General features: G+C 40.3%; 12 protein-coding genes. 10 read left to right on the plus strand and 2 right to left on the minus strand.

Annotation, left to right across the window (positions count from 1 at the left end; translation table 11 throughout):
- Positions 1-6 precede the first annotated feature (6 nt).
- The 8 genes from ABXZ32_RS06375 (at position 7) to ABXZ32_RS06410 (ending at position 14,526) form a co-directional block, all read left to right on the plus strand.
- On the plus strand, positions 7-1,305 hold the full coding sequence (locus ABXZ32_RS06375) for an anthranilate synthase component I family protein (protein ID WP_354617837.1): 1,299 nt from the start codon (positions 7-9) through the stop codon (positions 1,303-1,305).
- A 62-nt stretch (positions 1,306-1,367) separates the two neighbouring features.
- Positions 1,368-2,189, plus strand: a complete 822-nt coding sequence (locus tag ABXZ32_RS06380) for an alpha/beta hydrolase (protein ID WP_354617838.1) — start codon at positions 1,368-1,370, stop codon at positions 2,187-2,189.
- Positions 2,116-3,510 carry a tRNA lysidine(34) synthetase TilS gene (tilS, locus tag ABXZ32_RS06385; protein WP_354617839.1) on the plus strand — a complete coding sequence of 465 codons (1,395 nt, stop codon included), beginning with the start codon at positions 2,116-2,118 and terminating at the stop codon, positions 3,508-3,510. The genes ABXZ32_RS06380 and tilS overlap by 74 nt, the downstream gene beginning before the upstream one ends.
- Positions 3,507-5,513 carry a protein-disulfide reductase DsbD family protein gene (locus ABXZ32_RS06390; RefSeq protein WP_354617840.1) on the plus strand — a complete coding sequence of 669 codons (2,007 nt, stop codon included), beginning with the start codon at positions 3,507-3,509 and terminating at the stop codon, positions 5,511-5,513. Before tilS ends, ABXZ32_RS06390 begins: the two co-directional genes overlap by 4 nt.
- Positions 5,513-7,402 (plus strand): CocE/NonD family hydrolase, encoded by a 1,890-nt coding sequence (locus tag ABXZ32_RS06395; protein WP_408016812.1) that lies wholly within the window; start codon positions 5,513-5,515, stop codon positions 7,400-7,402. Before ABXZ32_RS06390 ends, ABXZ32_RS06395 begins: the two co-directional genes overlap by 1 nt.
- Positions 7,403-7,502: 100 nt before the next feature.
- Positions 7,503-9,917: a penicillin acylase family protein gene (locus tag ABXZ32_RS06400; RefSeq protein ID WP_354617841.1), complete on the plus strand. Its 2,415-nt coding sequence runs from the start codon at positions 7,503-7,505 to the stop codon at positions 9,915-9,917.
- Positions 9,918-10,023: 106 nt separating this feature from the next.
- Entirely contained in the window at positions 10,024-11,559 is a 1,536-nt protein-coding gene (locus ABXZ32_RS06405) for a YifB family Mg chelatase-like AAA ATPase (RefSeq protein WP_354617842.1), read from the plus strand.
- A 150-nt stretch (positions 11,560-11,709) separates the two neighbouring features.
- Positions 11,710-14,526, plus strand: coding sequence for a M16 family metallopeptidase (locus tag ABXZ32_RS06410; RefSeq protein WP_408016944.1), 2,817 nt, complete (start codon positions 11,710-11,712; stop codon positions 14,524-14,526).
- 518 nt (positions 14,527-15,044) lie between these two features.
- Here the strand turns inward: ABXZ32_RS06410 and ABXZ32_RS06415 are convergent.
- Together ABXZ32_RS06415 and ABXZ32_RS06420 are read right to left on the minus strand one after the other, a co-directional pair.
- Entirely contained in the window at positions 15,045-15,584 is a 540-nt protein-coding gene (locus ABXZ32_RS06415; RefSeq protein WP_354617844.1) for a hypothetical protein, read from the minus strand.
- Positions 15,585-15,607: 23 nt separating this feature from the next.
- On the minus strand, positions 15,608-16,051 hold the full coding sequence (locus ABXZ32_RS06420) for a hypothetical protein (RefSeq protein WP_354617845.1): 444 nt from the start codon (positions 16,049-16,051) through the stop codon (positions 15,608-15,610).
- A gap of 311 nt (positions 16,052-16,362) precedes the next feature.
- On the opposite strand from ABXZ32_RS06420, the gene ABXZ32_RS06425 reads away from it, so the two are divergent.
- Positions 16,363-17,436, plus strand: coding sequence for a DUF2891 domain-containing protein (locus ABXZ32_RS06425; protein WP_354617846.1), 1,074 nt, complete (start codon positions 16,363-16,365; stop codon positions 17,434-17,436).
- Between the two features lies 1 nt (position 17,437).
- Positions 17,438-18,631, plus strand: a complete 1,194-nt coding sequence (locus tag ABXZ32_RS06430) for an Nramp family divalent metal transporter (RefSeq protein ID WP_354617847.1) — start codon at positions 17,438-17,440, stop codon at positions 18,629-18,631.
- Position 18,632: the final 1 nt, after the last annotated feature.

The raw sequence follows: 18,632 nt of genomic DNA on the forward strand, positions 1-18,632 counted from the left end.
AAATTCTTGCGTACAGAAGTCAATTTTACAGTAGCTGATCTCCCTAAATTTAAGGAAGCCTTATTAAAATGGGCGCAACAGTTCTATGAGGTCGTATGGTTGGATAGTAATGACCATATAGGGGAATATAGCTCCTTTGACGGGCTTTTGGCCGCCGATGCACTAACGTCAATAGTTACCGATTATCACAATGCTTTTGAGGAGCTAAAAACATATCAGGATGGCAGCAAGGATTGGCTCTTCGGGTACTTGTCCTATGACCTGAAAAATGATGTGGAACAACTCTCCTCATCAAATTTTGATGGCCTTGGCTTTGCAGATATGCATTTTTTTCAACCCAAGCGCATCATACGTTTTCAGGGAGACCAAGTTAATTTTTGTTATCTAAATATGGTGGCTGATGAGATAGAGGAAGATTTCAAAGCCATTACCAATCAATCCCTATTAAATAATTCCGAATCGCCGGCCGATACTTCTATTCGCATAAAACTGCGAATTTTTAAGGATGATTATTTTAAAAGAGTACAGCAGCTTTTGGCACGTATTTATAGGGGAGATATTTATGAGGCTAATTTTTGTCAAGAATTTTATCTAGAGGACACTTGTATTGATCCCTTGCTGACCTTTCAAAAACTGAATGCTATTTCCAAGCCCCCATTCGCTACGTTTTTAAAATTCAAAGATGTATTTGCCCTATCCGCGTCTCCCGAACGCTATATTAAAAAACAGGGAACTAAAATTATTTCCCAGCCCATCAAGGGAACTGCAAAACGGTCTTCGGAGCCAAAAGAAGATGAGCAATTGAAGCTCCTTTTGGAAAATGACCCAAAAGAAAGGGCAGAAAATATAATGATTGTGGACCTGGTGCGAAACGACCTCTCCAAAAGTGCGCTAAAAGGGAGTGTAGTAGTTGAGGAGCTCTGTAAGGTATATTCTTTTGAACAGGTCCATCAAATGATTTCCACTATTACTGCCACTGTGGACGCACGGAAGAATCCGGTGGATATTATCAAAGAAACCTTTCCCATGGGCAGTATGACAGGCGCCCCAAAAGTTTCGGCTATGAAAATCATAGAAGAATTGGAAGCCACCAAACGAGGCCTTTACAGTGGCGCTGTAGGTTATTTTACACCAGAAGGGGATTTTGATTTTAATGTGATTATCAGAAGCATCCTGTACAATTCCTCCAAAAGATATGTTTCCTTCTCAGTGGGCAGTGCCATTACGGCAAAGGCATCCCCTGAAAAGGAGTATGAGGAATGTCTATTAAAGGCTAAGGCGATGCGGGTGGTCCTGGAAGGCTAGTGTAAATAGGTAGGTTGCCTTACCAAATATTTGTTTATTTTTAGATTCAAGCCCGAATTACCATGCACCAAGAATACTTCCTTCCATTTCAAAAATATAAAATTGCTGTGATGTGTACCCAACCCCAAGAGATCTTGGGGGTAGTTGTACTATGCCATGGATTTGGAGAGCACTACAGGCGGTATTTGCCAGAAGTGATCCCTCAGCTTGAGAATGCAGGACTTGCGGTGGTAGCCTATGATAATATAGGTCATGGACAATCTGGGGGCAAAAGGGGTCACTGCCCAAATTACGAGGCCTTACTGGATATCTTGGCGTTGGTCATCGAACGGGCACAATCACTTTATCCCGCCAAACCCCTATTCCTTTACGGACATAGCATGGGGGGCAATCTGGTTTTAAATTACGTTTTAAGAAGGAAACACCACGTTAAGGGCGTCATTGCAACAAGTCCCTATCTTCGTTTGGCATTTAAGCCTCCAAAGTGGAAAATGATCTTGGGAAAGGCAATGCTGAGTATCTACCCGTCTATTACTCTACCCTCAGGATTGGATCCCGAAGGTATTTCACGAATCCCAGAAGAGGTTGAACGATATAAGAATGATCCGATGGTACATGATAAGGTGAGTCCAATGTTTTCTTTTCCCGTTATGGACGCTGGGGAATGGGCTATTGCAAACAGCAATTTGTTAACGGTAAATACTTTGTTGTTGCATGGAACTGGAGATCAAATAATCGATCATAGGGGAACCGTGGCCTTTCATGAAAATGCCAGCACTACTACCCTTAAACTCCTGGAAGGGGGCTACCATGAATTGCACAAGGACCTTTGCAGTAAAGAAATGCTGGGGCACATCAATAATTGGTTGGCGCTGCAACTTTGAGTACATTTACGGCGTGCTAGAGGAATTCAATAATCATATCAATACATCTTTTCCCCACCTACGGGAAGGGAAGTTTTTATTGGCTTGCAGTGGAGGCCTCGATAGCGTGGTTCTTACCCACTTATGCCATGGTGCTGGCTTGGATTTTGCATTGGCCCATTGTAATTTTAACTTAAGGGGAGATGCCAGTGATGGGGATGAGGCTTTTGTAAAAAAATTGGCCGCAGAATTAGATAAAGAATTTTATGTAATTATCTTTAATACAGTGAATTACATGAACAAAAACAAAGTTTCCCTTCAAATGGCTGCGCGTGAGCTACGCTATGATTGGTTCCAAGGATTAATGGAGCAAAAAGGCTGGTCGACTTTGGTTACGGCACATCATGCAGATGATAACCTGGAAACTTTTCTTATCAACCTTTCCAGGGGAACGGGCATAGACGGACTTACTGGAATTCCCGAAAAAACGGCAAGTATTTCAAGACCCTTGTTGAAATATTCGAGGGTTCAATTAGAGGCCTATGCCAAAGAAAGGAACCTGGAATGGCGGGAGGATCTTTCCAACCAAGAGACCAAATATCTCAGGAATAAGATAAGACATCAAATTGTTCCTCTTCTTAAGGAATTGCATCCTACTTTCCTTACTAACTTTAAGCAGACACAACATTTTTTGAGGCAGACCTCAGGAATTGCCGAAGACCATATAAACCAAATAAAAGAGCAGCTTTTTAATAGGGACAACGAGGTCATTAAAATTTCCATTTCAGAATTAATGAAATTAAATCCTATAGAGGGATATTTATATGCGTTGCTCAATGAGTACGGTTTTATGGAATGGAATGACGTATTATCCTTGTTGACAGCAATGGGAGGCAAAGAGGTTCGTTCCAAAACCCATAGACTGTTAAAGCATAGGGAATATTTGCTACTAGAGGAAATCTCCATTTCCACAGGGATGGAATATGCGATAAACGAAGAAGACAAAAGGTTAGAGGAGCCTTTAAAAATGTCTTTAGATATAGTCGATAAAATCGAAGAGACGGGCAATACCATACTTTATGTAGATAAAGAAACGTTAAAGTATCCCCTGACGGTAAGAAAATGGAGAAAAGGAGACTATTTTTATCCTTTTGGCATGCGTGGAAGTAAAAAGGTGTCCAAGTTTTTTAAGGACATAAAAATGGACCAGATTTCCAAGGAAAAACAATGGCTGCTGTGCTCCGATGACAATGTAGTTTGGATCATGGGAAAAAGAGGGGATGATCGGTTTAAGGTTACCGACAGCACAAAAATGATATTAAAAATCAGTATACAGGAATGAAGAAGTTTATTACCGGGATTATAGTATTGCTAACACTTACATCGGTTTTTGCCCAAACAGAGGATAATCCAGTAGTTTGGTCCTATGAGGTGAAAAAGATATCAGATACCGAGTATGATCTGGTCATTAAAGGGGATATCATGGAAGGGTGGCATATTTACTCCCAGTTTACCCCGGAAGGTGGTCCACTGCAAAGTGAATTTACCTTTGAAGAGGCTGGCGATCTCTATGAATTGATCGGGGAGCCCAAGGAAGGAAAAACGGTAAGGGAATACAGTGATATCTTTGGAGTGGACGAGATTTTCTTTAAAAACAAAGCACTGTTCACACAGCGTATCAAATTGATAGATCCCAGTGTAGACCAATTGGAAGTTGGTTTATTCTATCAAATTTGTAAGGAAGTATGTATTTCCAAGGATGAAGTTTTTAATATTTCCCTGAGCGGTAAGACCGTGGTGGTGAATGAAAAAACGGTGGACCAACGAAGTCAGGCTCTCAGTGAAGCCTTAGTGCTGGACCTTAAGAACAAGAATTTATTGAATGGCGATTCAGAAGGTATGGATATGGGAACCAGTCTATGGATGATTTTTGGACTTGGATTTCTGGGAGGCCTCATAGCCTTGTTGACACCTTGTGTATTTCCAATGATCCCATTGACGGTATCTTTTTTTACCAAACAATCACAACCCAAGGCTAAAGGTATCACCAACGCCCTGTTATATGGCTTCTTTATTGTTCTGATCTATTTCCTTCTCAGTTTACCATTTCATTTGTTTGATTCTGTAGATTCGCAGATCTTGAATACCATAGCTACCAATGTCTGGCTAAATCTATTTTTCTTTTTGATTTTCATCTTCTTTTCGTTCTCCTTTTTTGGGTATTACGAATTGACACTTCCTAGTTCATGGGCCAATAAGATGGATTCTGCCTCTTCTAAAGTAGGTGGTGGTTTTGGTATCTTTTTCATGGCTGTTACCCTAGCTATTGTATCCTTTTCCTGTACCGGCCCCATTCTTGGAGGGTTATTGGGAAGTACGGCCCTGGCAGATGGGGATGTTGCTACTAATTTAACTATAGGTATGTTGGGCTTTGGAGTTGCTCTGGCCCTGCCTTTTGCCCTTTTTGCCCTATTTCCCGCATGGTTGAATTCACTTCCTAAATCGGGAGGATGGATGACCACGGTAAAAGTGGTGCTTGGCTTTTTAGAACTGGCACTGGCCTTTAAATTCCTGTCCAATGCCGATTTGGTAGGGAATTGGGGGATTTTTAAAAGGGAAATATTTTTGGGAATTTGGATCCTATTATTTTTGCTGATGACTTTATATCTTTTTGGAATGTTCCGTTTTCCACATGATGGTCCCAAACAAAAATTATCCAAAACCAGATTGGGTGTTGCCCTTTTGAGTGGAGCATTTTCGCTTTATTTAATCTTGGGATTGGCCAAGGTGACCGACCTAAAACTTTTGAGTGGCTTCCCTCCGCCAGAGTTCTATAGTGTTTTTGAACAGGAGAGCGATTGTCCCTTGGGAATAAATTGTTTTAAAGATTTTGATGAGGGATTGGCTTATGCCCAAGAAGTCAATAAGCCTATTTTATTGGATTTTACTGGGTGGGCCTGTGTCAACTGTCGTAAAATGGAAGAAAACGTATGGAGCGAACCTGATATTTATCCTTTGTTAAAAGAGGATTATGTATTGATTTCCCTTTACATAGACGATCGGAAACCCTTACCTGAAGATGGGCAGTTCGATTTTAAATTTGAATCCGGAAGGGTGAAGACCATTAAAACAGTAGGTGAAAAATGGGGTACCTTCCAAACCCTAAACTTTAATGCGGCTTCCCAGCCCTATTATGTATTGCTCACACCAGATTTGGAAGTTCTTAACTCTTCCATCCAATATACAGACAAGGACACCTATTTAAATTGGTTGAAAACCGGTTTAAAAAACTACAGGTCCTTACAACCAGAAAATCCGTTTAACCAAACTAAAGCCATCAACTAATGAGAAAACATCTGATCCTTCTTTTTGCCATATTCATGGCCGTTTCCTGTAGAAATGTCAAAGTACTGGAAAAAGAGATGCCGGGGGACGCCAAAACGGCCTCGTTAGAAACGTATAAGGCCAAGGACCATTATACCAAAAAGGAAGTGACCATTACTATGCGGGATGGAATCAAATTACATACCACCATATATTCTCCCAAAGACACCTCTAAAAAATATCCTATCCTTTTTCAACGTACCCCATATAGCTGTAAGCCCTATGGAGCTGATGAATTTAAAACACAGATAGGTCCCAACGTGAAAATGATGATGGAAGGGAATATTGTGGTCTATCAGGATGTAAGGGGAAGATGGAACAGTGAGGGCGTTTATGATAATATGCGGGCCTATATTCCCAATAAAAAAGAAGGAGAGACGGATGAGGCCTCAGATACCTACGATTCGATTGACTGGTTGGTAAAAAACGTTGCCAATAATAATGGTAATGTTGGGATATGGGGGATTTCGTATCCCGGGTTCTATTCTACCTATTCCTTGCTGGATGCCCATCCGGCATTAAAGGCGGTATCGCCTCAAGCGCCCATAGGCGATTTTTATTTTGATGATTTTCACCATAACGGTGCCTATTTGTTGAGTTATTGGAGGGCTACTTCCGTATTTGGCTATATGAAGGATACACCTACCAAAGAGGAATGGTATACCTATCCAGAGATTGGGACACAGGATCAGTACCAGTTCTTTTTGGATAATGGACCTCTTTCCAATTTGGATAAATACTATAAAGAGGACAACGTGTTTTGGCAGCAATTGAAAGAGCATCCAGATTACGATGAATTCTGGCAGAAGAGAGGGATCATTCAGCATTTAGAAAATATTAAGCCTGCCGTAATGGTTGTTGGTGGATGGTTTGATGCCGAGGATCTATATGGTCCACTGACCACTTATAGTACCATAGAAAAACAAAATTCCAATTACAATACCATCGTAATGGGTCCATGGAGTCATGGAGATTGGGCAAAGAACAACAAAAGACAAGCCATTGGGAATGTCTACTTTGGAGATGATATTTCCAAGTTCTTTCAAGAAAACATTGAAAGTAAATTTTTCAATCACTTCTTAAAAGGCGAAGGCGAGCAGGGAACTGAACTTCCAGAAGCCTATGTGTTCGACACTGGCACCAAGGATTGGAAACAGTTTGATGCGTGGCCACCAAAAAATACCAAAAAAGAATCCTATTACCTGCAGCCAAACCAAGATTTGGGACAAAATGAAGTAAAAGGGGATACTGCCGAGGAATTCCTTAGTGACCCTAAAAAACCGGTTCCCTATACAGAGGATATCAAGGTTGTATTCACCCCTAGGAAGTATATGACAGATGACCAGCGTTTTGCTGCGCGTAGGCCCGATGTGTTGGTTTTTGAAACCGATGCCTTGGAAAATCCCGTGACCTTGGCCGGGGATATTATGGCGAAATTGAAAGTTGCCACCACTGGCACAGATGCAGATTGGGTAGTTAAGTTGATTGATGTATACCCTGCCGACCATCCTGATTACGAGGAAACGCAGGAGTATTTAAAAATGAGCAACTACCATCAAATGGTTCGAAGCGAAGTGCTTAGAGGACGTTATAGAAACGATTTTTCAAAGCCGGAAGCATTTGTGCCCAATAAGGAAACGGCTGTAAATATTAAGCTACAGGACGTGATGCATACCTTTAAAAAAGGGCACAAGATCCAAATCCAGATTCAAAGCACCTGGTTTCCATATATAGATATTAATCCACAGACATTTGTGAAAAATATATTTTATGCCAAGCCAGAGGATTTCAAGAAGCAGACCCATAAGGTATTCCACAGCTCCCAGATAGAATTTACGGTTATGGAATAGGAACATAATCATTTCAAACCAAATAATAAAAAGGCTGCCATTTGGCAGCTTTTTTATTTCTTCAAATTAGGGCTATCTTTCATTCCATAAAAAATTGGAAGTGAATAGAACCAAAAATGTTTTAGCAATTATCTTATTTGTTTTGGGGGTATTGGCCCTGGCCTTGATAATTTTTATCCAAACACTGAGACCAGATTACAAAGGGAAGAAGCAGCTTAAGGGTATTTCTGAATCGGTCTCCGTTTATTTTGATACCTATGGGATTCCCCATATTTATGCTTCCAATGAACTAGATGCCATCAGGGCTTTGGGATATGTGCATGCCCAAGATCGTTTGTGGCAAATGGAACTTTTAAGAAGGATTGGTACCGGAGGCCTATCTGAGGTCTTTGGAGAAGATATGGTGGAGACGGACAAGTTTTTTCTCTCCTTGGGGATAGGCGATGCCTCTGCAAGGGCTGTTTCCGCCCTGGATAAAAACTCCGAAGCGAATCAATTGGCAGAGGCCTATTTAGATGGGGTAAACCAGTTTATAGAAAAAGGGCCGACCCCTGTGGAATTTTACCTAACAGGACTCCAAAAACAAAGTTTCCAAATTAAAGATATCTATAACACAGTTGGGTATATGGCTTTTAGTTTTGCCATGGCCCATAAAACAGACCCATTGTTGACCAATATCAAGGACAAATTAGGGATGCCTTATTTGGTGGATTTGGAGGTTGGGGTTGATGCCGATACGGAATGGATAAAAAATTTTAAAGCCAAGTCCTCAGATTCTATTCAGAACAGGGTAGTAGCCTTGTTGGAGAATTCCTTGAAGAATTTGCCCTTTCCACAGTTTATTGGGAGCAATAGTTGGGTTATAGCGCCCCAAAAGACAAAAAACGGTAAAGTGATCCTAGCAAATGACCCGCATATTGGATTTGCACAACCTTCGGTTTGGTATGAGGCGCACATAAGCACACCTACCTATGAGAAATATGGATATCATATGGCCGGAATCCCATTCCCGCTTTTGGCACATGACAGAACATTGGCCTACGGGATTACCATGTTCGAAAATGATGACGTGGACTTTTATTACGAAGAAACCCATCCTTCGGACAGTACCTTATATAAAACAAATGAAGGTTGGGAAAAGTATGAGACCTTCAATAAAACGATCAAGGTAAAGGACGGAGAAGACATTACCTTTACATTTAAAAAATCCAAGCACGGACCTATATTAAATGGGATAGCGGACCAGGTCAAGGGAGAACGCCCCATTGCTATGTCATGGATATACACGCAAGGAGGGAATAAAGTACTTGAGGCCATTCATGGCCTGAGTCATGCTAAGAATATAAAAGACTTTCAGGCTGCTTTACCCAATATTCACGCACCGGGCCTTAATATCATGTATGGGGATGCCAAGGGCAATGTGGCTTGGTGGGCGACGGCAAAGTTGTACCAGTTGCCTAATAGCACCAACACTAAATTCATCATGGATGGAGCTTCTGGTGAGCAGGAAATTTTGCGTTATCTGGATTTTGAAGAAAATCCACAAGCCATAAACCCTCCTTGGAACTATGTGTATTCTGCCAATAACCAACCAGACTCCATAGCCGGAATGTTATATCCTGGCTATTACTTACCGGAGAATAGAGCCAAACGCATTGTAAAATTATTGGAACCACGGAATGATTGGGATATGGCCGCCACCCAAAACATGATGCTGGATGTTACTTCTTCTGAAGATGCCGGTATTGTAATGGATCTTGTCAAAACCATGGATATAGCTCTCTTGTCCCAAGAAAAAATTGAAGTTTTGGAGCTATTGCGGCATTGGGATGGAAGCTACCCCTTAAAAAGTGTGGAGGGCACTATATACAACAGATGGGTCTATTTCTTCCTTAGAAACACCCTAGAGGACGAATTGGGGGAGGAGATGTTCCAACAGATATTGGCCACTCATATGATTAAACGGTCCATAGCACCATTGGCAGCCAAGACGGCATCCGTTTGGTGGGATAATATTTTTACCAAAGACAAGGTAGAAACAAAAGCAGACATAGTAAGGCTGGCATTTGATGAGGCAATTGCATCTTTGAAAGAAGATTTAGGTGAAGATAATATCCAATGGACATGGGACAAAGTACATACACTGGAACATGGGCATCCGATCGGACAGGTAGCATTATTGCGGCGTTTTTTTAATGTGGGACCTTTTCCAGTAATCGGGGCTAGGGAAGTAATAAACAATATGGGGTTTCCCTATGATAACAGTAGATTTTATAAGGTAAGTTCAGGACCATCAACCAGACGTATTGTAGATTTTTCGGATATCGAAAACAGCAGAAGTATTCTTCCGACTGGGCAATCAGGAAATCCGTTTAGTCCTCATTATGAAGACCAGGCAGAGATGTACATCAATGGCGAATTTCGTAAAATGATGATGAATGAATTGGAAATAAAAAAGACATCTGAAAACCTTCTGATTTTCCAACCGACTAAACGCAAGGAAAGTAAAAATTGAAGTAATTTTTTTAGAAAGAACAGCTACAAATTACACTTCTATTCATCGAAAATAGTTGATACCTAAAAATTTTAATTACTTTTAGGGAGAAACAAGTCTATTTTTTATGTTGTCAAAAGTTTACGGAAGCGCAGTATTTGGGGTGGAGGCCACCACTATTGTTGTTGAGGTGAATGTTGACAAGGGCATAGGGTACCATTTGGTTGGTTTGCCCGATAATGCCATTAAGGAGAGTAATTATAGAATTGCCGCTGCCTTACAGAACAATGGTTATAAAATTCCAGGTAAAAAGATCACCATCAATATGGCTCCAGCCGATATGCGCAAAGAAGGTTCGGCCTATGATCTTACCCTTGCCTTGGGAATTTTAACTGCCTCCAATCAAATTAAATCAGAAAACATAGAGAAATACATTATCATGGGAGAGCTCTCCTTAGATGGAAGCCTACAACCTATTAAAGGGGCATTGCCCATAGCCATTAAGGCCAAAGAAGAGGGGTTTAAAGGGTTTATCCTGCCAAAAGAAAATGCTCGCGAAGCTGCAATTGTTAGCGGTTTGGAAGTATATGGCATAGAAAATATAAAGGAAGTTATTGCCTATTTTGACAGTGAATCGCCTTTGGAGCAGACCATTATAGATACTAGGGAGGAGTTTTATAAGAGCTTAGATTTTCCGGAATTTGATTTTTCAGATGTAAAGGGGCAGGAAAGCATTAAGCGCTGTATGGAAATAGCAGCTGCAGGAGGTCATAACATCATTCTTATTGGTCCCCCTGGAGCAGGGAAGACCATGTTGGCCAAGCGTTTGCCTTCCATCTTGCCACCTATGACCCTACATGAAGCCCTGGAGACCACCAAAATTCACAGTGTGGTGGGAAAGATCAAGAATATGGGCTTAATGAACCAACGTCCCTTTCGGAGTCCCCATCATACCATTAGTGATGTGGCATTGGTAGGAGGGGGCGCCTATCCACAACCTGGGGAAATCTCACTTTCCCATAACGGAGTACTGTTTTTGGATGAACTTCCTGAATTTAAACGAGGGGTCCTAGAGGTAATGCGCCAACCCTTAGAGGATAGGGAAGTCACCATTTCTAGGGCACGATTTACGGTGACATACCCCAGTAGTTTTATGCTGGTAGCGAGTATGAATCCTAGCCCTAGTGGCTATTTTAATGATCCCGATGCCCCAGTAACCTCCTCACCGGCAGAAATGCAGCGGTATTTGAGCAAGGTATCAGGGCCTTTGTTGGATCGGATAGATATTCATATAGAAGTGACACCGGTACCTTTTGCAAAGTTATCGGAAGAGCGTAAAGGTGAGGGCAGTGTGGAGATTCGAAAGCGAGTTACCTCTGCAAGGGAATTACAGACACTAAGATTTGACAGTTTGGAACATGTGCATTACAACGCACAGATGAATACCAAACATATTAGGCAGTATTGCAAACTGGACGATGCCTCAAAAACCTTGTTGAAAAATGCCATGGAACGGTTGAACCTTTCTGCTAGGGCATATGACAGGATTCTGAAGGTGGCAAGGACCATTGCAGATTTGGACAATTCCCAGGAAATTACTGGAGCAAATATTGGAGAAGCAATTCAATATAGAAGTCTAGACAGAGAAGGATGGCTGGGATAAAATGTCCCCTAAATAAATGTATACTGCTATTTAACAGGGAATTATCGAACTTTATTAATCGACAATTGTATATTTAAGAACTACTAAATTAAAAATCACCTTATGACATCAAAAATGAAGCTAAAATCAATTTTATTGGTATTTCTCGGCATGAGTTTTGTCTTGACTTCTTGCAAGACGGAGAAAAAAGTTGAAGAAACAGCAAGACTTTCCATCGATTTTGAAAAATACGAATTGGACAATGGTTTGGATGTAGTCCTCCATCAAGATAAAAGTGACCCTATAGTATCCCTTGCCATCCAATACGGGGTTGGCTCCAATAGAGAAAAAACGGGACGTACGGGATTTGCGCATTTGTTTGAGCATATGTTGTTCCAAGAATCGGAGAATGTGGGCCAGGACCAGTTCTTCAAAAAAATACAAGATGCCGGGGGAACCCTCAACGGGGGGACCTGGAAAGATGGTACGGTATATTATGAGGTGGTTCCAAAAAATGCTATGGAAATGATTATGTGGCTGGAAAGCGACCGAATGGGCTATTTGATCAATACCGTGACAGAAACGGCCTTTACCAACCAGCAGGAAGTAGTACAGAACGAAAAAAGACAGCGAGTGGATAACAACCCATATGGGCATACGGGCTGGGTATTGGACAAAAATTTATATCCGGAAGGGCATCCCTACAATTGGCAAGTAATTGGGGAACTTGCAGATCTCCAAAATGCGACCGTAGAGGACGTAAAGGAATTTTATGACCGTTTTTATGGTCCCAATAATGCCACCCTGGTTTTGTCAGGAGATTTTGAAACTGAAGAAGCAAAAGCATTGATCGAAAAATATTTTGGAGAAATCAAAAGACGTCAGGAAGTTGTGCCTATGGCCCCACAACCTGTAACACTATCTGAAACCAAGCGTTTGTACCACGAGGACAATTTTGCTAAAACACCTCAGCTTAACATGGTTTGGCCAACACCTCAGCAGTATACGGAAGATGCCTATGCCCTTGATTTCTTGGGAGAAATTCTAGGTAACGGAAAAAAAGCACCCCTGTATAAAATTTTGGTAAAGGAAAAGGATCTAACCTCTAGGACTACGGCCTATAATAATGCACAGGAACTGGCAGGGGAATTTCAAATAAGTATCACTGCCAATAATGACAAGAGCCTGAAGGATGTAGAAGCCGGAATTTTTGAAGCCTTTGCACTTTTTGAAAAAGAAGGAGTTTCAGAAAGGGACATTGAGCGTATCAAAGCCGGATTGGAAACCCAATTTTACAATGGTATCAGTAGCATCTTGGGGAAAGGATTCCAATTGGCTCAGTACAATGTGTTTGCCGGTGATCCAGGGTTTATAGAACAGGATATAGAAAACATTAAAAAGGTAACCAAAGAGGATGTGCTTCGGGTATTCAATACCTATATCAAAGACAAACCTTTTGTAATGACCAGTTTTGTGCCAAAGGGAAAAATGGAGTTGGTTGCAGAAAACTCTATTAAGGCTTCCGTAGTAGAGGAGGAGATTAAAGAGAATGTGACCAAGGTAGTTGAAGACAGCAAAGAGGAAATTGTAAAAACACCATCAAAGATTAATCGCTCCGTTGAGCCAAATCAGGGAACTGCTCCCGCCTTGTCCATTCCCACTACCTGGACTGCTGAATTAAGCAATGGGATAGATGTTTATGGTATTGAACAGGATGAAATACCTACCGTAAACTTTAGTATTGTGATAGAGGGCGGACATTTATTGGATGACAAAAGCAAAAATGGAGTGGCCAATTTAATGACCGATATTATGATGGAGGGTACAGCCACGAAAACTCCGGAGCAATTGGAAGAGGAAATCGAATTATTGGGAGCCTCCATTTATATGTACACCACCAAGGAATCCATTGTTATCAGGGGTAATACCTTAACACGGAATTTTGGAAAAACAATGAAGCTCATTGAGGAAATAATTATGGAACCTCGTTGGGATCAGGAGGAATTTGCAAGAATTAAAACCAAGACCATTAATAGTATTAAAAGGAATGAGGCCGACCCGAATGCAGTTGCGGAAAAGGTGTACGATAAATTGTTATATGGGGATGACCATATTTTTGGTTACCCAATCAGTGGTACCGAGAATTCTATACAAGCTATTACCCTAGACGATTTGAAAGCGTTCTATACCCAAAACTTTTCACCATCCATTAGTAAATTCAATGTGGTGGGGAAAATAGATAAGGCAACAGTCTTAGAGAACCTTAAAGATCTGGAAGCAAAATGGGCTGCCAAAGATGTAAATATCCCAGAATTCCCAATACCTAACCAAAGGGACAAGGCGTCTCTGTATTTTGTGGATATACCCAATGCTAAGCAGTCAGTTATTAATATTGGTTATTTGGCCCTCCCAAGAACCGATAAGGATTACTATCCTGCTGAGGTGATGAACTATAAACTTGGAGGTTCTTTTTCTGGAACTGTAAACATGATTCTACGAGAAGAAAAAGGGTATACTTATGGGGCCAGATCAGGGTTCAATGGCGGTAAAGTGCCTGGAACATTTACAGCTTCGTCCAGTGTGCGGACCAATACAACTGGGGAGTCGGTTCAAATCTTTAAAAATGAGATTGCCAAATATAAAAATGGAATAACGGCCGAGGATCTGGAATTCACTAAAAATGCTTTGATCAAATCCAACGCCCGTCGTTTTGAAACCCAATATTCCTTATTGGGAATGTTACAGGAAATGAGCAATTACAATTTGCCTAAAAATTATATTGAAGGCGAAGAACAAATTGTAAAAGGAATGACGTTGGAACAACACAAAGAGTTGGCGAATAAATATTTGGATGAGTCTAAAATGGCATATTTGGTGGTAGGTGATGCTGCCACCCAATTTGAACAGTTCGAAAAAATGGGATTTGACGAAGTGTTGCTAGTAGACAAGGAAGGAAAGGAATTAAAGCCGATAAAAATTAAAATGTAAATACCAAAATAGATATGTAACAAAAAGGCACCCATCCAAGGGTGCCTTTTTTTATTGAACAAACAAAATCCTACTAGGTAGGGGGTATGAAGATTAACAGCTACATATGATATAGATGGACCATAGAATACAAAAGATGCAAAAGGCATATAGAAAGAATGAGAAAGTAGTTTTTTTCTTCATAAGTAGGGCTTTATAAAGAAAACGATTTTAAAAAAAGAAGAATATTCTTACACTTTTAAAGGATTAAATATTCGTTAAGTGGTTGAATAATAGAATTTTGCATACTTCATATTAAAGAGCAAGTTTCTAAATAATAGAAATATAGTATTGGTATAGGAACGGAAAATTGCTGGAAAGGGGTGAAATTGGTTTTAGAAAATTCAATAAAAAGAAACGACGTTATCTAGACCATCAAAGTAAGGACGAGAGATGACTATTATGAAAGCCAAAACGAATGGAAAAGTGATTGTTATAAAGGAAATGCTAAAAAGTCACGTGAATTATGTGGGATGCAATTATGAATTCTCTTCCCTTATCTCTTGTGCAAAAACATCTTTAAAGACATAAATAGTAATCAAAAACACCCCCAATGTCAGAAGTGCAAGGGCATAGTCCCATTCTAGAAGCATAAAGAATCCACCAGACATGATGGCGATACTGCCCAATACCATGATCAAGTTCCAAATGATAAGACTTGTATTCAACTTTTTACTTTTGTTTTCTTTGGAAAAATAAGCTGTTCCTTCCAAAATGGCCCAAAGGATCAGCGAAATCACAAGTATGATTTGCGTATAAAGCGCAAAAGGCAAATGGTACATCTGGATCAGTCCATTGATAGCCCAGAAAGAAATGAGTATTAATTTATTGTATGCGAGAAAGGTTTTTTTGGGTTTATTCCAAAATCGTAATGCATAAAGAACCAATATACTTACAAAAGCTAAGGTAAGTATGGTTGAAGCCAATTGCCAATGTAGCATTTTAAAAATGAATCCCACTAGTATAAAGCACATGGAAACTCTCAAGGGAATACTCAGAATTTTTTTATCGCTCTCCATTACTATTGGTTTTATCAGTTAACTCATATTGCCTTAATATTGGCCTTTAATCCTTCCATAATACCCAAGATGTTGTTCACCGTTTCAGTCAAGTAATATTTTATGACAACATGGGGAATACGTATGGTTGTAAATCCATTTTTAAATGAATGCATGGCTTCTTCCAAATCATTAATGGCCTGCTCATGGGTCATCATACTGTATTCTGTATCTATCTCTATATTCAGTTTTACCCTGGAGATAGCTACATCTACGGATTTTTTACCATCCCACCATTCCAACATAGGATGCACTCCTGCATTTTTAAGGCCATAATATAATTGTACGGCTTCCACAGGGGTATTATTTTTATGGATCAACTTTTTTAACTGAACAAAGTGCTTATCACAAAGTTCAACTCCTAAGATGTCCATGGAATTTTTATGGTCTATATAACTCAGTTCTTTTTTACATTGTAAGCAAGTCATTAAAGTAGGTCAATTAAGGTTCGGGATTATTATAACCGTAATATTTTAGGAATATTATCTTGTAATGCCAACTTTTAGACGAACTGCAAACTTTTAGACGAACTACACTGTAATTGTTCTTTTAAACACTGTTTTTTACACTGGCGAACCAAATAGAAATACAATAAATTGGAGAGAATCACCTCCAGAACCAAGTCCTGTTTAAAAAAAATACACCTATTTCCCGATTTTAGATTCAAGGTATTATATGTACATTTAGTTTTTCTATAAAATAATTGTTCCCCATGAAGTGTAAATTTATAGTATGCCTAATGTTTATCACATTATTCCTAAGTTGCAAAGAGGAACCTAAGCCTAAACTTCAGGAATCACCTATTTCCAAGACCCCTATTTTGACTTTATCTGAGGCCAATAAGCTGGCAGAACTGCCTTTAAACTGTTTGGAGGTCGACTACCCAAATAAACTTGGGCAAACCTTGAACGATTCCACGCATTTGAGAAGTCCAAAATCCTTACATCCCGCTTTCTATGGATGTTTTGACTGGCATTCGTCCGTGCACGGACATTGGTCCCTAGTTTCCTTGTTAAAGCAATTTCCCGACCTTGGAAAGGCAGGTATTATTCGTGAAAAACTGACGGAATCCTTATCACAAGAAAACATAGCACAAGAAATGGCCTATTTTGAGATGACCGGGAACATTTCTTTTGAACGCACCTATGGTTGGGCCTGGGTATTAAAACTTGCGGAAGAATTACATACTTGGGAAGATCCCATGGCGAAAGAATTGGAGTATAACCTGGAGCCACTTACTAGATTCATTGTAGCATCTTATGAATCCTTTTTGCCAAAATTAAATTATCCTATTAGAGTAGGTGAACATTCCAATACAGCTTTTGGCCTCTCCTTAGCCTGGGATTATGCAGTTGCCGTCAATGATGTATTGTTAATGAAGTCGGTCAAGGATGCTGTAGATCGCTATTACACTAATGATAAGGGTTGTCCCATGGAGTGGGAACCAAGTGGATTCGATTTCCTTTCCCCTTGCCTGGAGGAAATTAATTTGGTGCGTAAAGTGTATGCCAAGGAGGCCTTTAAGAAATGGTTGGATACTTTTATGCCTCAGTTAAAAGACCCTGATTTTATGTTGGAACCGGGGAAAGTAGCAGATAGGACCGACGGGAAACTGGTGCATTTGGATGGACTTAATTTTAGCAGGGCGTGGTGTTTATATGGAATTGCTGAAACCTTGCCTGAATATGAACATTTAAAAAATATAGCAAATACCCATATCAACTATTCCCTTCCCAACATAGTAGACGATAATTATGAGGGTACCCATTGGTTGGGAACATTTGCCCTGTACTCATTAAATAAAACCAAGTAATATGTTTAAAAAAATAGGTCCAGGTGTTTTGGTGGCCGCAGCATTTATTGGTCCGGGTACGGTTACAGCTTGTACGTTGGCCGGAGTACAATTTGGTTTTACCTTGTTATGGGCCATGTTACTTTCCTTGGTAGCCACCATTGTACTTCAGGAAATGTCGGCCAGATTGGGCATTATTACCCAAAAAGGCCTTGCGGACGTCATTAAAGAACAAATACAAATCCCATTGTTCCGTAATTTGGTCATTGGGATAATATTGGGTGCCATTGTCATTGGAAACACCGCTTACGAAGGCGGGAACATAGGTGGGGCCACCTTGGGGCTAGAAGCTATTTTTGGGAGGGAATACGTTACCTTCTATCCCTTTATCATAGGGGCAATTGCATTTTCGCTTCTGTATTTGGGAAATTATAAAATGTTGGAAAAGGTATTGGTCACCTTGGTGATCGTGATGAGCCTTTCCTTTTTATTGACAGCAATCATTACCAAACCCAATATTCTGGAGGTCTTAAAGGGCTTGCTTGTACCCACCATGCCGGAGAATAGTATTTTTACCGTAATAGCCTTGGTAGGGACCACCGTAGTTCCTTATAATCTATTTTTGCATGCTTCCCTGGTCAGTGAAAAATGGAAAACCAAGGAAGATTTGAAAACAGCCAGAAAGGATACCTTTATATCCATTACTTTGGGCGGAATGGTATCCATGGCCATTATTATAGCAGCTACCACTATTCCCAAAGGCGATATTTCTTCCGTTTTGGATTTGGCAAAAGGTCTGGAGCCATTGTACGGCAACGGGGCCAGGTATTTTATGGGAATAGGCTTATTTGCTGCCGGTATCACTTCGGCAATTACCGCACCTTTGGCCGCAGCCTATGTGGTGAATAGCTGTTTTGGTTGGAAAGCCGGCTTAAAAGACCTAAAATTTAAATTAGTGTGGATGGCCATAATAATTTTGGGCGTCCTTTCATTGACCTTTGGGATTACCCCGATAGAAATTATACAATTCGCACAGGTAACCAATGGACTTTTATTGCCTGTAATTGCCATCTTTTTATTGTGGGTGGCCAATAAGGTTGCCATCATGGGATCCTATAAAAATTCGACTGCACAAAACGTACTTGCTATTTTTATAATTTTATTGGTTATACTTTTAGGAATGAAGAGTATTTTGAAGGTAGCTGGACTTTTTTAAA

Source organism: Sediminicola luteus (assembly GCF_040566555.1).
GTDB lineage: Bacteria > Bacteroidota > Bacteroidia > Flavobacteriales > Flavobacteriaceae > Sediminicola.

Excerpts from the sequence above, each read along its gene's own strand:
- ABXZ32_RS06380 (WP_354617838.1), top strand. The coding sequence starts at position 1,368 with ATGCACCAAGAATACTTCCTTCCATTTCAAAAATATAAAATTGCTGTG.
- tilS (WP_354617839.1), top strand. The coding sequence starts at position 2,116 with ATGAATTGCACAAGGACCTTTGCAGTAAAGAAATGCTGGGGCACATCA.
- ABXZ32_RS06390 (WP_354617840.1), top strand. The coding sequence starts at position 3,507 with ATGAAGAAGTTTATTACCGGGATTATAGTATTGCTAACACTTACATCG.
- ABXZ32_RS06395 (WP_408016812.1), top strand. The coding sequence starts at position 5,513 with ATGAGAAAACATCTGATCCTTCTTTTTGCCATATTCATGGCCGTTTCC.
- ABXZ32_RS06405 (WP_354617842.1), top strand. The coding sequence starts at position 10,024 with ATGTTGTCAAAAGTTTACGGAAGCGCAGTATTTGGGGTGGAGGCCACC.
- ABXZ32_RS06410 (WP_408016944.1), top strand. The coding sequence starts at position 11,710 with ATGAGTTTTGTCTTGACTTCTTGCAAGACGGAGAAAAAAGTTGAAGAA.
- ABXZ32_RS06415 (WP_354617844.1), bottom strand. The coding sequence starts at position 15,584 with ATGGAGAGCGATAAAAAAATTCTGAGTATTCCCTTGAGAGTTTCCATG.
- ABXZ32_RS06420 (WP_354617845.1), bottom strand. The coding sequence starts at position 16,051 with ATGACTTGCTTACAATGTAAAAAAGAACTGAGTTATATAGACCATAAA.
- ABXZ32_RS06425 (WP_354617846.1), top strand. The coding sequence starts at position 16,363 with ATGTTTATCACATTATTCCTAAGTTGCAAAGAGGAACCTAAGCCTAAA.
- ABXZ32_RS06430 (WP_354617847.1), top strand. The coding sequence starts at position 17,438 with ATGTTTAAAAAAATAGGTCCAGGTGTTTTGGTGGCCGCAGCATTTATT.